The following is a 13,436-nucleotide window of genomic DNA, read 5'->3' as shown; positions in this document are numbered from 1 at the left end:
CAGGAAAGGAAAGGTGAAAGGATGGGTAGTATGCTATTGTCTTGAGCCAGGAAAGGAAAGATGAAAGGATGGTAGTATGTTATTGTTTTGAACCAGGAAAGGAAGGATTTAAAGATGAGCAGGATCATGTATTGTCGCGGATATTACGCCATAGGTCTTAATACTAAGTACTAAATACTAACTACTACACGAAAGGAAGGATGAAAGGATTGACAGGATCATATATTGTAGCGGATATTACGCCATAGGTATTAATACTAACTACTAATTACTAACTACTACACGAAAGGAAGGATTTAAGGTGTGAGCAGTATCTAGCGCCATAGGTCTTAATACTAACTACTAACTACTAAATACTAACAACTATTCGATAGCTTAAAGCCCTTTCAAACCCAATGCAAACCCAATACAGACCCCAATCAAACCCGCTTTGGGAGGGCTATGAAAGGGGAGTGCATGAGGTCTGCATTAGGTTTTCCCTGACGCGTACCCCGTCTTCTCTCGAAGAAAGCCTCATTTCTTTCTGCCCTAAGCCCGTCATTTTCCCCTTGCAGCCCCCAAATCAGCCCAAAACAAGCCTATCCCAACATTTCTCTGGTAAATTATTGTTCACATTGCTAGCGAGTTACGCTATCCTGCTAAAAATATTCGTTTGCAGGTCTTGGAAGTATGGGTTATTTGTCCCTATCTTTGCACCACTCCGCAAGGGAGGGACGGCCGAAACGGCCATGACATCGGGAAGGAAAGAGCAAGATATCCGCTGCTAATAAGCAAGAGATTTCGACCTCAAAAAACATCTTCAAAAAATATTTTAAAATAAATTTTGGAGATTAAAAAAAACCTTCTACCTTTGCAGTCCCAACTACGGGGAACGGCTGAGAGCGCAAGGCTCGAAGCTTGAAAAACTGAAAGCTTGAGCGCTACGGAAACAAGGCGCACAACATAAGAAAAGCGGAAGCGAGATGCGGAAGCGAAAAGTTCTTTAAGAAATAATGATCATGTAGCGCAGCGAGTAGACGCAAGTCGAAAGTTGAACAAGAAGATTTTTTAAATCAATTCAACCAGATCGGAACCAGGGAAACAGATATTTAAATAAAGACAATTCTATTTATTATAAATAGTCTTGATCTTACACTTCATTTTACAATGGAGAGTTTGATCCTGGCTCAGGATGAACGCTAGCGGCAGGCCTAATACATGCAAGTCGAACGGGATCCAGGTGTTAGCTTGCTAACATTTGGTGAGAGTGGCGCACGGGTGCGTAACGCGTGAGCAACCTACCCATATCAGGGGGATAGCCCGAAGAAATTCGGATTAACACCGCATAAGACTACGAGATGGCATCATCAAGTAGTTAAATATTTATAGGATATGGATGGGCTCGCGTGACATTAGCTAGTTGGTGAGGTAACGGCTCACCAAGGCGACGATGTCTAGGGGCTCTGAGAGGAGAATCCCCCACACTGGTACTGAGACACGGACCAGACTCCTACGGGAGGCAGCAGTAAGGAATATTGGTCAATGGACGGAAGTCTGAACCAGCCATGCCGCGTGCAGGATGACTGCCCTATGGGTTGTAAACTGCTTTTGTCGAGGAATAAACCTATCTACGTGTAGATAGCTGAATGTACTCGAAGAATAAGGATCGGCTAACTCCGTGCCAGCAGCCGCGGTAATACGGAGGATCCGAGCGTTATCCGGATTTATTGGGTTTAAAGGGTGCGTAGGCGGCACTTTAAGTCAGGGGTGAAAGACGGCAGCTTAACTGTCGCAGTGCCTTTGATACTGAAGTGCTTGAATGCGGTTGAAGACGGCGGAATGAGACAAGTAGCGGTGAAATGCATAGATATGTCTCAGAACACCGATTGCGAAGGCAGCTGTCTAAGCCGTTATTGACGCTGATGCACGAAAGCGTGGGGATCGAACAGGATTAGATACCCTGGTAGTCCACGCCCTAAACGATGATAACTCGATGTTTGCGATATACCGTAAGCGTCCAAGCGAAAGCGTTAAGTTATCCACCTGGGGAGTACGCCCGCAAGGGTGAAACTCAAAGGAATTGACGGGGGCCCGCACAAGCGGAGGAGCATGTGGTTTAATTCGATGATACGCGAGGAACCTTACCCGGGCTTGAAAGTTACTGAAGGATGCAGAGACGCATCCGTCCTTCGGGACAGGAAACTAGGTGCTGCATGGCTGTCGTCAGCTCGTGCCGTGAGGTGTTGGGTTAAGTCCCGCAACGAGCGCAACCCCTATGTTTAGTTGCCAGCATTTAAGGTGGGGACTCTAAACAGACTGCCTGCGCAAGCAGAGAGGAAGGCGGGGACGACGTCAAGTCATCATGGCCCTTACGTCCGGGGCTACACACGTGCTACAATGGATGGTACAGCGGGCAGCTACATAGCAATATGATGCCAATCTCGAAAAGCCATTCACAGTTCGGATCGGGGTCTGCAACTCGACCCCGTGAAGTTGGATTCGCTAGTAATCGCGTATCAGCAATGACGCGGTGAATACGTTCCCGGGCCTTGTACACACCGCCCGTCAAGCCATGAAAGCTGGGGGTACCTAAAGCATGTAACCGCAAGGAGCGTGTTAGGGTAAAACCGGTAATTGGGGCTAAGTCGTAACAAGGTAGCCGTACCGGAAGGTGCGGCTGGAATACCTCCTTTCTAGAGCCTGATTCCGGCTCGTCTGCGCAACATTTGATCGTTAAGATAAGAAACACATTAGAAGAAAGTACCTGCCCAGCGTAAGTTGGCATGGTATCTTGAGAAGATGAGGAATTTAAGCTAGTCCCGTAGCTCAGTTGGTTAGAGCACTACACTGATAATGTAGGGGTCAGCAGTTCAAATCTGCTCGGGACTACCATAATGACACGATGGGGAATTAGCTCAGCTGGCTAGAGCACCTGCCTTGCACGCAGGGGGTCAACGGTTCGAATCCGTTATTCTCCACAAGTCATCGAAGATGACAGATGTGAGACATCAGACAACAGACATTAGAGCCTATATGGCGCACTAGGGTCTACCATCTAATATCTACCATCTATTATCTAAAGAAGACAAAGAGTTCTTTGACATATTGGAAGAAAAGAGACACAAGAGAAGACAACAGAAGCTTTTTCTACTTGTAGAATAAGCGAAAGCAACCTATCACTTAGCAAAAGGGGTGATAGCGTGAAGAAAGTAAATAAGGGCACACGGGGGATGCCTAGGCTCTCAGAGGCGATGAAGGACGTGATAAGCTGCGATAAGCTACGGGGATTGGCAAATGCGATTCGATCCGTAGATTTCCGAATGGGGCAACCTAATATACTGAAGGTATATTGTATAATACGCGAACGCGCCGAACTGAAACATCTAAGTAAGCGTAGGAGGAGAAAATAATAATGATTTCCCAAGTAGTGGCGAGCGAACGGGAAAGAGCCCAAACCCATATTGTTACGGCAATATGGGGGTTGTAGGACCACGACATTGTACTGTGCTATGAACTGGAAGCAGGTGGGAAACTGCGCGATATGGGTGATAGCCCCGTACAGGTAAAGAATACAGGCATAGTGGTATCCTGAGTACCGCGGGACCGGAGAAATCCTGTGGGAATCTGCCAGCACCATCTGGTAAGGCTAAATACTCCTGAGAGACCGATAGTGAACCAGTACCGTGAGGGAAAGGTGAAAAGAACCTCGAACAGAGGAGTGAAAAGAACCTGAAACCGTGTGCTTACAAGCGGTCGGAGCGGAGCGATTCCGTGACGGCGTGCCTTTTGCATAATGAGCCTACGAGTTACTCTTGTCCGGCAAGGTTAATTGATTAAGTCAAGGAGCCGAAGCGAAAGCGAGTCTGAATAGGGCGCATAGTCGGATGAGGTAGACGCGAAACCTTGTGATCTACCCTTGGGCAGGTTGAAGGTGCGGTAACACGTACTGGAGGACCGAACCGATAAACGTTGAAAAGTTTCCGGATGACCTGAGGGTAGGGGTGAAAGGCCAATCAAACTGGGAAATAGCTCGTACTCCCCGAAATGTTTTTAGGAACAGCGTCGGCATTGAGTCTAGCAGAGGTAGAGCTACCGATTGGGTGCGGGGGAGTCAAATCCTACCAAATCCAGACGAACTCCGAATGCTGTTAGATATGGCCGGCAGTGAGGCTTTGGGTGCTAAGGTCCAAGGCCGAGAGGGAAAGAACCCAGACCATCAGCTAAGGTCCCTAAATGTAGTCTAAGTTGAACTAACGAGGTCCGGTTGCCCAGACAGCTAGGATGTTGGCTTGGAAGCAGCCATTCATTTAAAGAGTGCGTAACAGCTCACTAGTCGAGCGACCGGGCGTGGATAATAAACGGGCATCAAGATTACTACCGAAGCTATGGATTGCAATTTATTGCACTGGTAGGGGAGCATTCTATAGGGGGTGAATCTGCAAGGTGACTTGTGGTGGACTTTATAGAAAAGCAAATGTAGGCATAAGTAACGATAAGGCGGGTGAGAAACCCGCCCACCGAAAGACCCAGGTTTCCTGATCAACGCTAATCGGATCAGGGTTAGTCGGGGCCTAAGGCTCATCCGAAAGGAGAACGCCGATGGACAACGGGTTAATATTCCCGTACTGTTGATAACTGCGATGTGGTGACGGAGTAGTGACACTGCCGCGAACTGACGGAATAGTTCGTTGAAGGACGTAGGTATTGGACTGGTAGGCAAATCCGCCGGTCTAGCTGAAATCTGATAGTACAGCAAACCCTCGGGGGCGCTGATAGTGCAGGTAAGCAGACTTCCAAGAAAACCCGCTAAGCTTCAGGTTATCAACACCCGTACCGCAAACCGACACAGGTGGTCGAGGAGAGAATCCTAAGGTGCTCGAGTGAATCATGGCTAAGGAACTCGGCAAAATGGCCCTGTAACTTCGGGAGAAGGGGCGCTTCCTCCAGCGATGGAGAAGCCGCAGTGAAAAGGCCCAGGCGACTGTTTAGCAAAAACATATGGCTTTGCGAAATCGAAAGATGAAGTATAAGGCCTGACACCTGCCCGGTGCTGGAAGGTTAAGAGGGGATGTCATCCGCAAGGAGAAGCATTGAATCGAAGCCCCAGTAAACGGCGGCCGTAACTATAACGGTCCTAAGGTAGCGAAATTCCTTGTCGGGTAAGTTCCGACCTGCACGAATGGTGTAACGATCTGGGCGCTGTCTCAGCCATGAGCTCGGTGAAATTGTGGTATCGGTGAAGACGCCGGTTACCCGCAACGGGACGGAAAGACCCCATGAACCTTCACTATAGCTTAACATTGAAATTGGGTACAGGATGTGTAGGATAGGCGGGAGTATGTGAAGCGGTTTCGCCAGGAATCGTGGATACAACCTTGAAATACCGCCCTTTCTGTATTCGGTTTCTAACTCGGCCGTGCCGAGGACATTGTTTGGTGGGTAGTTTGACTGGGGTGGTCGCCTCCAAAAAGGTAACGGAGGCTTTCAAAGGTAAGCTCAGTACGCTTGGTAACCGTACGAGGAGTGCAATGGCATAAGCTTGCTTGACTGTGAGACCTACAAGTCGACCAGGGTCGAAAGACGGACATAGTGATCCGGTGGTTCTGTATGGAAGGGCCATCGCTCAAAGGATAAAAGGTACTCTGGGGATAACAGGCTGATCTCCCCCAAGAGCTCATATCGACGGGGAGGTTTGGCACCTCGATGTCGGCTCGTCACATCCTGGGGCTGGAGAAGGTCCCAAGGGTTGGGCTGTTCGCCCATTAAAGTGGCACGCGAGCTGGGTTCAGAACGTCGCGAGACAGTTCGGTCCCTATCTGTTGTGGGCGTTGGAAGTTTGAGTGGATCTGACCTTAGTACGAGAGGACCGGGTTGGACGGACCGCTGGTGAACCTGTTATGCCGCCAGGTGTACGGCAGGGTAGCTACGTCCGGGATAGATAAGCGCTGAAAGCATCTAAGTGCGAAACTAGCCACGAGATGAGACTTCCTTATAGGGTCGTTGTAGATGACGACGTTGATAGGTCATAGGTGTAAAGGTTGAAAGACCAAAGCCAAGTGATACTAATAGCCCGAAGCTTTCCAATGCAGATAGTCTGTTGTCCTCTCTCTTTTTGAATCTTTTCTTCCAATAACATGTCAATGTTGGTACTTGCAAGAGCAGGTAATTCAACAATAAGATATTCAGGTGCCTATATCGGCGGTGTCCACCTCTTCCCATTCCGAACAGAGAAGTTAAGCCCGCCAGAGCCGATGGTATTGCCGTAACAGGTGGGAGAGTAGGTCGGCGCCTATTTTTATACGAAAAGCTCGTTATCGAAAGATGACGGGCTTTTTTGGTATTTAGACTTTTAGACATAAGATTTGAGACATTAGAGTAGGGCGCGTATTAGGCGCCTTTTTTAATGGGTTGTTTTTGCGTGAAAGGGAAGGATTAGAAAGGAAAGATGATCATTTGATTTTTAGATGTTTGTCTTGCAGCGGGGAAGAAAGGAAAGTTTGTCTGAACCAGGAAAGAAAGGATTTGAGGATTTGCAGGATCAAGCACACTTACCGTTTTTCTAAGAAGTTTGTCTGAACCAGGAAAGGAAGGATGACAAGATTAGCTAGATCCTGACAATCTTTATATCCTTTCTTTCCTGGTTCAGACAATACTCTAATGTCTTACGTCTTATATCTAATGTCTACTAGAAGTATCCTCATCCTCATCCTCATAGAACTCCAACAACGATTCTACATAAGTTTCTGTCCATCCGGCTACAATATCGTCATAGGCTTCATCAGGGATATTTACGTGGTTGACTTCAAATGAAGTTCCTTTTTTATGTTCATGGAGTTTTAATGTCACTATGGATGGTTCTTCTTGCTCTCCAAAATACCATTGCTGTACAATCTTGCTAAATGGTTCCAGGGCGATGAACTTACCTTCTATCGCGCCATCCCAAAGTGAAAACTCGCCACCAACTGTTGGATCGATTGTGACAAGGTCTCCTGTCCACAAACGTATAGTAATTTCAGTCGTCAGTGCACGATAGAGCTCCTCTGGGCTAGCCGGGATAATATAATATTTCTTAAAATTTTTCATTGTTGTTTTGAAAAAAGACAATTTCCGTAAATTTACGCAGATTTATTAGCAAAGCATGAGTAATTTCCTCCCAAATTCACTGTTACAACGATTAGGCGTCAACCCGACCTTCGACAAAGATGCGTTTATTGCTGCTCACGAAGATGGAATCCAAATAACTTCCATCCGATTAAATCCATTCAAACCTACTGAATTGGATTTTTATCTTTCTGAGCAGGTGCAATGGTGCGATAGCGGATATTATTTGGAGAATAGACCTCAGTTTACCTTGGATCCGCTCTTCCATGCCGGCGCATATTATGTACAGGAAGCATCTTCGATGTTTATTGCACATATTATTCAATCCTTAGGACTCGATAAGGAAGCTTTGTTTGCTGCTGATGTTTGTGCTGCGCCAGGAGGGAAGTCAACATTACTCAATTCTTATTTGCACCCCGATAGCTTGCTGCTATCGAATGAAATCATTAAGAGCCGCTCTATTATACTTCAAGAAAATTTAACACGTTGGGGGGCTCCAAATGTGGTTGTTAGCAATAATGATCCATCAGCGTTCCGGCGCTTACCTGGTTTTTTTGATCTACTCCTCGTTGATGCACCATGTTCGGGTTCTGGAATGTTTAGAAAGGATGAAGATGCGATTGATGAATGGTCTGAAGCAAACGTCAAATTATGTAGTGAGCGTCAGCAGCGGATTCTCTCTGAAGTCCTGCCTGCACTTAAGACAAACGGATATCTCATTTATTCGACTTGTTCTTATTCGGAAGAAGAAAATGAAGCGATCCTCGACTGGCTGATAGATGAGTTTGAAATGCAGACCGTAGATGTAGATTTGAAAGAGGATTGGGGAATTGTAAAGTCCAGCTCGGCAAAACATGCGGCAACGGGTTTTCGATTTTATCCGCACCGTGTGAAAGGAGAAGGCTTTTTTGTGGCTGTATTACGCATGAAACAAGTTCAGCCATCATTTTCCCTAAAGAAACTGAAAGTGGAGAAATCACCAATACCAAAAGATGCTTTAAAGGGATGGGTGGAAGATTATTCGCGCTTCGCAACCCTTGTTCATCATGATACGATCCATATTTTCGTTAAAGAGCATGAGTTGGCGATAAAAGCTTTTCAACAAGTCCTTTATCTAAAGAATGCCGGTACAGCCGTAGGAAAGTGGTTGGGGAAGGAATTGGTGCCTAATCATGATTTAGCACTCAGTGTCCATCTTGACGGCTCGATAAACGCTATAGAGCTCACTTTAGATTTAGCACAGGATTATTTGAGGAAGGAAGCCATGCCTCAAGAGCTTTTTGAAGGTGTGAAGAAAGGTTGGTGTATAGTGAAGTATAAGAACCTGCCTATAGGATGGATTAAAGTCTTAGGAAATAGGGTGAATAATTACTATCCAAGAGAAGTCAGGATAGCCAATCTATAGTAGAAGGGGCTTATTTGAGCTCCCGGATGATCAGGTTACAGATATCAACTGCAACTTCATCTTTAGATTTCAGTGCGAAGCTTTCTGTGTCGCCCGAACGGTTTATTACCGTCACTTTATTGGTGTCGTAGGCAAATCCTGCGCCCTTGTCTTGCATAGAATTCAAAACAATAAAGTCTAGATTCTTACGCTGCAACTTATCTTTCGCATGCTCGATTTCATTGTTCGTTTCAAGTGCAAAACCGATCAATAACTGATTGTCTTTCTTCGTGCGTCCAAGTGTTGCGAGAATATCGGTTGTTTTCGTCAATGGAATAGAGAAATGCTCCTCCTTCTTTTTGATCTTCTGTGTCGCGACTTCCTCAGGCGTGTAGTCAGCTACAGCAGCACTCATCACTATTATATCTGCAGTGGGAAAATAAAGCTCGCAAGCGTCTAGCATCTGTTTAGCGGAAGTAACATCCACTCGTTGCACTCCCTGGGGTGTAGATAAGGCCGTAGGGCCACTTACTAAGGTAACCTCAGCACCAAGCTCTTGTAATCTTTTAGCGATCGCATAGCCCATCTTACCACTTGAATGATTCCCGATAAAACGTACGGGATCTATTGCTTCGTAAGTCGGTCCTGCAGAAACCAAGGCTTTCTTCCCGCACAGCGGCTTAGGCTGTCCCAGATGTTGCTGTATGTACAGTAAGATGTCTTCGGGTTCAGCTAAACGACCTTCGCCAATAAGACCACTAGCCAATTCCCCATTTCCCGGAGGAATGATCTGATGACCATATTGTTTCAAAAGCGAGATGTTGTGTTGAACAGCAGGATGTTTCCACATATCAAGATCCATAGCAGGAGCGAAATAAACCGGACCTTTTGCAGACAAGTAGGTAGCAAGCAGTATATTATCGCACAGGCCTAGAGCACACTTGGATAAGGTATTCGCTGAAGCTGGAGCAATTAAGATAAGGTCTGCCGACTCGGCAATATGGACATGATTATTCCATTCCCCGCTGTTTTCGTCGTAATAGTCGACTAAAACGGGGTTATTGGATAACGTAGAAAGCGTGAGCGGAGTGATAAATGAGGTCGCTTCTTCGGTCATGATGACCTGTACAGAAGCATTTTCCTTGCGCAGTAGTCTAACTAATGTTGCAATCTTGTAAGCGGCAATACTGCCGCTTACACCAATTACAATATGTTTTCCTTGCAAGGACATGGGATAAACCTATTCTTGCTCTTTAGAAGGGTTTCTAAAGTATACTTTATCGTGTAAGAATTCATCGATCGCTACTAACGTAGGCTTCGGCATACGCTCATAGTGTTTTGAGATTTCAATTTGCTCACGGTTTTCAAATACTTCTTCCAAATTGTCATTGCTGCTCGCAAATTCAGATAACTTCTGGTTCAATTCTTCTTTAATATCAACCGCAATTTGATTTGCACGCTTGCTGATTACCACGATTGACTCGTATAGGTTGTCAGTACCTTTATCCAAATCTCTTAAATCGCGTGTTACCGTACTATTTGGAATTGAATTTTTATTTTGACTCATATTTAAAATGATATTATGTACAAAGATGATTAATTGTTTGCTTTACTTTCTTCAGATTGGGTTTCTCCCGTAGTAGATGTAGAGATACCTAACTCTTCTTCTTGTTGTTTTCTGAGTTTTTTATCTGCTTCGACACGCTTAATAGCAATGGCTACCTTACGTTCCGCACTTGATCTGAGGCCTTTTAGCTCATTGCTGTACTTGCTCTCTGGGAAGTGCTCCTGGAAGGTCTCGTAGTAGTCCAACATTTGGTTGAAGCGTTCTTCCTGGCGATGAGGATAGCTGTTGTCCGCAAATAGATACTGCGACTTGATCAAAAGATATTCTACATCTTCTGCATGTTTTGTATCCGGGTATTGTCTCAACACATTCTCCAATGCGATTACAGCTGCGCGATAATCATCAGGAAGCCCCATATTATAATATAACTTCGCGTTGTCGAACGCTTTTTTCTCCAGTTTATCGCGCAAGTTTTGAATGAGGTCTGATGCCTCCTTTGCTCGCTCCGAATCCGGATATAGGTTGACAAATAATTGTAATTCTTCGATTGCCTTACGTGTGTTTTCCTGATCTAGATTTGATCTTGGCGAATCGAGGTAAAAACAATAAGCCGACATGAATCGACATTCTTCGGCACGCTGACTATTCGGATAATTTAATGCAAACTGTTTGAAGTGGTATCGAGCGGAAATATAATCCTTTAGTCGATAACTTGCATAGGCAGTATAGTAAGCAAGGTCCTCCGCGTCGGAAGTGCCTCGATAGCGTGTTAACAGGTCTTCAAATAAAGTCAGTGCTTTCGAATACTTCTCATTTTCGTAGTATTTGATAGCTTCCTGATACTTCATTTGTATATTATTGCTGGCGCGTAATTTCTCGAACTTGCTTTTGCAACTACCAAAAACAAATAATAAAGAAGCACCGACAATTAGGCAAAATACATGATTCTTTAAAAACATTCCACAAAGATACGTCAATTAAAACTAATTTTCAATTATAATTCCGCGCTAAAATACTGCAATTCGCTGTAGAAGGTGCTTTGTTTTCACGGTTTTAACAATCTTTAACTAAGAAAATGCTTAAGTCAGCGAAATGTTGAAATCTCGGACTTCCCGAATCTTTTGTGGAAAAAATACCTATATTTACTTATAAATTTTATTAGCTATTTAAAAATGACCTTATTAGAGAGAGTAGAGCAGGCTTTGGATTCAATCAGACCGTACTTGGAAACTGATGGAGGAAACGTTTCTATAGAGGAAATTACACCAGACAATGTAGTGAAGTTGAAGCTTCTTGGAACTTGCGCAAATTGTTCCATGAGCATCATGACCTTTAAAGCAGGGTTAGAACAAGCTATAAAGAAGGCTGTTCCTGAAATCGTTTCTGTGGTCGCTATCAACCTGACAGACATTAATGATCCAAACGCCATTACTCCGAACCAAGTGTAATTAAAATGATAGATGCAGTTAACACAATTTAACAGCGTCCTTTCCTCATTTTCATTAGTTTTGTGAGTAAATGAAATTATATCTGAAAATTTTAAGCATATCTTTTCTTCTGTGTATCAGTCTCACGACTTTTGCGCAGCAGAAACGTATTGTTCAGTTTTCAGGGATTATCACCGCTCTTAATACCGACGTTGCAGTACCTTACGTCACATTGCGCAACACTTCCTATGCGAACGAAACGTTCACCGCAAACCACGAAGGTTACTTTACTTTTGTCGCTCATGTAGGGGATGAGATCGAGCTCTCCTCCATCGGGTATGCTAATATAAAGATTACTATTCCGCAAGTCGCCGGAGACAAATACACCTTAAATATCGAAATGACGCCTTTGGCGAAGGAATTACCGGTCGTAACGATTGGTCGTCCGCTGCCTTGGGCAAGTATTGAGGAATTTAACAGAGAGTTTTTAGCGATGAATGTTGGATATGATGACATTCTTTCGGCTCAGCGTAATCTTTCTCCACAGGCTTTAGCTGCTCTGTCGAAGGTGGTGCCTAGAAGTGCTGAAGAGATCCAAGCTTTCAATAATTTCCAACGACATATCAACATGTCTAATAAAGCAATCAATCAGAATTTTGCTAATCCATTGTTGAACCCATTTGCTTGGGGTCAGCTGATCAATCAAATTAAAAGGGGAGACTTTAGTCGCGAGCGCCTGAAATATTAATTTGAATCCAATTCTTCAACTTTCTTAAATCCTTTGATACTTAGTTTTGATGCCACATAGGAAACTATGATGGAAACTAGTAGTACCGTGAGGAAGATGATCAAGATATCGGAATAACGTATATCTACGGGGTATGCATCGAACAGCGATCCTTCGTTCGTTTGGACAAAGCCATACTTTTCTTGCAATACACAGAACCCTAATCCTAATGCACCGCCCACAATACTTCCTATCAATGCAATCAATACACCTTGATAAAAGAAAATATTCTGTATAAGTGTTTTATTAGCACCTAGACTATTTAACACTAGCATATCTTGTTTCTTATCAATTACCAACATGGTTAGTGATCCGATGATGTTGAAAATGGCGATGATACCAATGATCGTGACGATGAAGAATACGATCCATTTTTCGGAACGAACGGTCTTATATAGTGTCGGATTTTGCTGTTCGCGATTTTTAACGATGTAGTCAGATCCCACTAACTGTTGGATTTCCTTTTGTAAGGCAGTTGAATTATCATTTGCACCGTAGAGTTCTATGGCAGAGATATGATCGTATTCGTTCAAGAGATCCTTAGCAAAATCAATCGGCACCAAAATAAGGTCATCAAAGCCCGGCTGGAACTTTAATATTGCACTGGACGGGATATTCCGAGTCCGAATGTCATCTAATGGATTAATGCTGCTCGCGGACGCATTTTTGTCGGGGATATGAAGGCTTAAGCGGTTGTCATAGCCCTGAAGTGGTACCTGTAGATTGGCTTGAACCTGGGCGCCTAAAATAGCGTAATCGGAACTGTCGATTCTTACATCAAGTTTTCCGGCAAAGAGCATGTCTTGCGAAGCATGGCTGTGGATGCTTTCGGGCTCTATTCCTTTTATGCGACCGATGAATTGCTGATGATTATATTCTGCAAGAATTTTATCCTCTAGAACTTCGGTGTATGAGTTGATTTTGGGGTTTGTGCGTAGGGTTTTGAAAGCCTCGCTTTTGGTCGAAAAGACCTTACCCTTCGCCGGCTCTATACGCAGCTCGGGAGAGAATATGCTATACTGAGAGAGGATAAACTTTTCTAATCCGTTATAAAAGGATAGCACGATGACCAACGCTGCTGTGCTTACCAAAACTCCGATAACACTAATCGACGAGATTATGTTGATTGCATTGATGGACTTTTTAGAAAACAGATAGCGTTTGGCGAAAAATAGTGCTAACCTCATGGAT

8 protein-coding genes, 2 tRNA genes and 3 rRNA genes are annotated in these 13,436 nt (G+C 44.4%); 8 read left to right on the top strand and 5 right to left on the bottom strand.

What is annotated here, in order from left to right; genetic code table 11:
* Window positions 1–1,143: 1,143 nt before the first annotated feature.
* The 5 genes from QYC40_RS17975 to rrf all read left to right on the top strand — a co-directional run bounded on the left by QYC40_RS17975 (window position 1,144) and on the right by rrf (window position 6,273).
* Window positions 1,144–2,672, top strand: a 16S ribosomal RNA gene (locus QYC40_RS17975).
* 122 nt (window positions 2,673–2,794) lie between these two features.
* A tRNA-Ile gene (locus tag QYC40_RS17970) sits at window positions 2,795–2,871 on the top strand.
* Window positions 2,872–2,883: 12 nt separating this feature from the next.
* Window positions 2,884–2,957 (top strand) — tRNA-Ala (locus QYC40_RS17965).
* Between the two features lie 225 nt (window positions 2,958–3,182).
* Window positions 3,183–6,064: ribosomal RNA gene (locus QYC40_RS17960) — 23S ribosomal RNA — on the top strand.
* Between the two features lie 97 nt (window positions 6,065–6,161).
* Window positions 6,162–6,273, top strand: a 5S ribosomal RNA gene (rrf, locus tag QYC40_RS17955).
* The 16S, 23S and 5S rRNA genes sit together here with 2 tRNA genes alongside, the layout of an rRNA operon.
* Before the next feature lie 381 nt (window positions 6,274–6,654).
* Here the strand turns inward: rrf and QYC40_RS17950 are convergent.
* A complete protein-coding gene (locus QYC40_RS17950) occupies window positions 6,655–7,062 on the bottom strand; it encodes an SRPBCC domain-containing protein (RefSeq protein ID WP_301991616.1) in 408 nt (135 codons plus the stop codon).
* Window positions 7,063–7,117: 55 nt separating this feature from the next.
* Here QYC40_RS17950 and QYC40_RS17945 point away from each other — a divergent pair, with 55 nt between their 5' ends.
* Window positions 7,118–8,485, top strand: coding sequence for an RNA methyltransferase (locus QYC40_RS17945; RefSeq protein ID WP_301991615.1), 1,368 nt, complete (start codon window positions 7,118–7,120; stop codon window positions 8,483–8,485).
* Window positions 8,486–8,495: 10 nt separating this feature from the next.
* Here the strand turns inward: QYC40_RS17945 and coaBC are convergent, their stop codons facing one another.
* From coaBC to QYC40_RS17930, 3 genes are read right to left on the bottom strand one after another with little or no spacing between them, the layout of a single operon-like run.
* The gene (gene coaBC / locus QYC40_RS17940) at window positions 8,496–9,695 is read right to left on the bottom strand and encodes a bifunctional phosphopantothenoylcysteine decarboxylase/phosphopantothenate--cysteine ligase CoaBC (protein ID WP_301991614.1); all 1,200 of its coding nucleotides are present in this window, start codon (window positions 9,693–9,695) and stop codon (window positions 8,496–8,498) included.
* A 9-nt stretch (window positions 9,696–9,704) separates the two neighbouring features.
* Complete coding sequence (locus QYC40_RS17935; RefSeq protein ID WP_301991613.1) at window positions 9,705–10,031, bottom strand: DNA-directed RNA polymerase subunit omega; 327 nt, start codon at window positions 10,029–10,031, stop codon at window positions 9,705–9,707.
* Window positions 10,032–10,060: 29 nt separating this feature from the next.
* Complete coding sequence (locus QYC40_RS17930; protein WP_301991612.1) at window positions 10,061–10,990, bottom strand: outer membrane protein assembly factor BamD; 930 nt, start codon at window positions 10,988–10,990, stop codon at window positions 10,061–10,063.
* 213 nt (window positions 10,991–11,203) lie between these two features.
* Here QYC40_RS17930 and QYC40_RS17925 point away from each other — a divergent pair, with 213 nt between their 5' ends.
* Together QYC40_RS17925 and QYC40_RS17920 are read left to right on the top strand one after the other, a co-directional pair.
* Window positions 11,204–11,479 carry a NifU family protein gene (locus QYC40_RS17925; protein WP_301991611.1) on the top strand — a complete coding sequence of 92 codons (276 nt, stop codon included), beginning with the start codon at window positions 11,204–11,206 and terminating at the stop codon, window positions 11,477–11,479.
* Window positions 11,480–11,549: 70 nt separating this feature from the next.
* Window positions 11,550–12,206: a hypothetical protein gene (locus tag QYC40_RS17920; protein WP_301991610.1), complete on the top strand. Its 657-nt coding sequence runs from the start codon at window positions 11,550–11,552 to the stop codon at window positions 12,204–12,206.
* Here the strand turns inward: QYC40_RS17920 and QYC40_RS17915 are convergent.
* Window positions 12,203–13,432, bottom strand: coding sequence for an ABC transporter permease (locus QYC40_RS17915; protein ID WP_301991609.1), 1,230 nt, complete (start codon window positions 13,430–13,432; stop codon window positions 12,203–12,205). The two genes, QYC40_RS17920 and QYC40_RS17915, sit on opposite strands and share 4 nt — an antisense overlap.
* Window positions 13,433–13,436: the final 4 nt, after the last annotated feature.

It is taken from the genome of Sphingobacterium sp. BN32, from assembly GCF_030503615.1.
In the GTDB taxonomy this organism is placed as follows: Bacteria; Bacteroidota; Bacteroidia; order Sphingobacteriales; family Sphingobacteriaceae; genus Sphingobacterium.
The sequence above is the reverse complement of the archived record's forward strand: the minus strand, read 5'-3'. Positions and strand labels throughout refer to the sequence as shown.

Coding starts and splice junctions, on each gene's coding strand:
- QYC40_RS17930 (WP_301991612.1), bottom strand. CDS start 10,990: ATGTTTTTAAAGAATCATGTATTTTGCCTAATTGTCGGTGCTTCTTTA.
- QYC40_RS17950 (WP_301991616.1), bottom strand. CDS start 7,062: ATGAAAAATTTTAAGAAATATTATATTATCCCGGCTAGCCCAGAGGAG.
- QYC40_RS17920 (WP_301991610.1), top strand. CDS start 11,550: ATGAAATTATATCTGAAAATTTTAAGCATATCTTTTCTTCTGTGTATC.
- QYC40_RS17945 (WP_301991615.1), top strand. CDS start 7,118: ATGAGTAATTTCCTCCCAAATTCACTGTTACAACGATTAGGCGTCAAC.
- QYC40_RS17915 (WP_301991609.1), bottom strand. CDS start 13,432: ATGAGGTTAGCACTATTTTTCGCCAAACGCTATCTGTTTTCTAAAAAG.
- QYC40_RS17925 (WP_301991611.1), top strand. CDS start 11,204: ATGACCTTATTAGAGAGAGTAGAGCAGGCTTTGGATTCAATCAGACCG.
- QYC40_RS17935 (WP_301991613.1), bottom strand. CDS start 10,031: ATGAGTCAAAATAAAAATTCAATTCCAAATAGTACGGTAACACGCGAT.
- coaBC (WP_301991614.1), bottom strand. CDS start 9,695: ATGTCCTTGCAAGGAAAACATATTGTAATTGGTGTAAGCGGCAGTATT.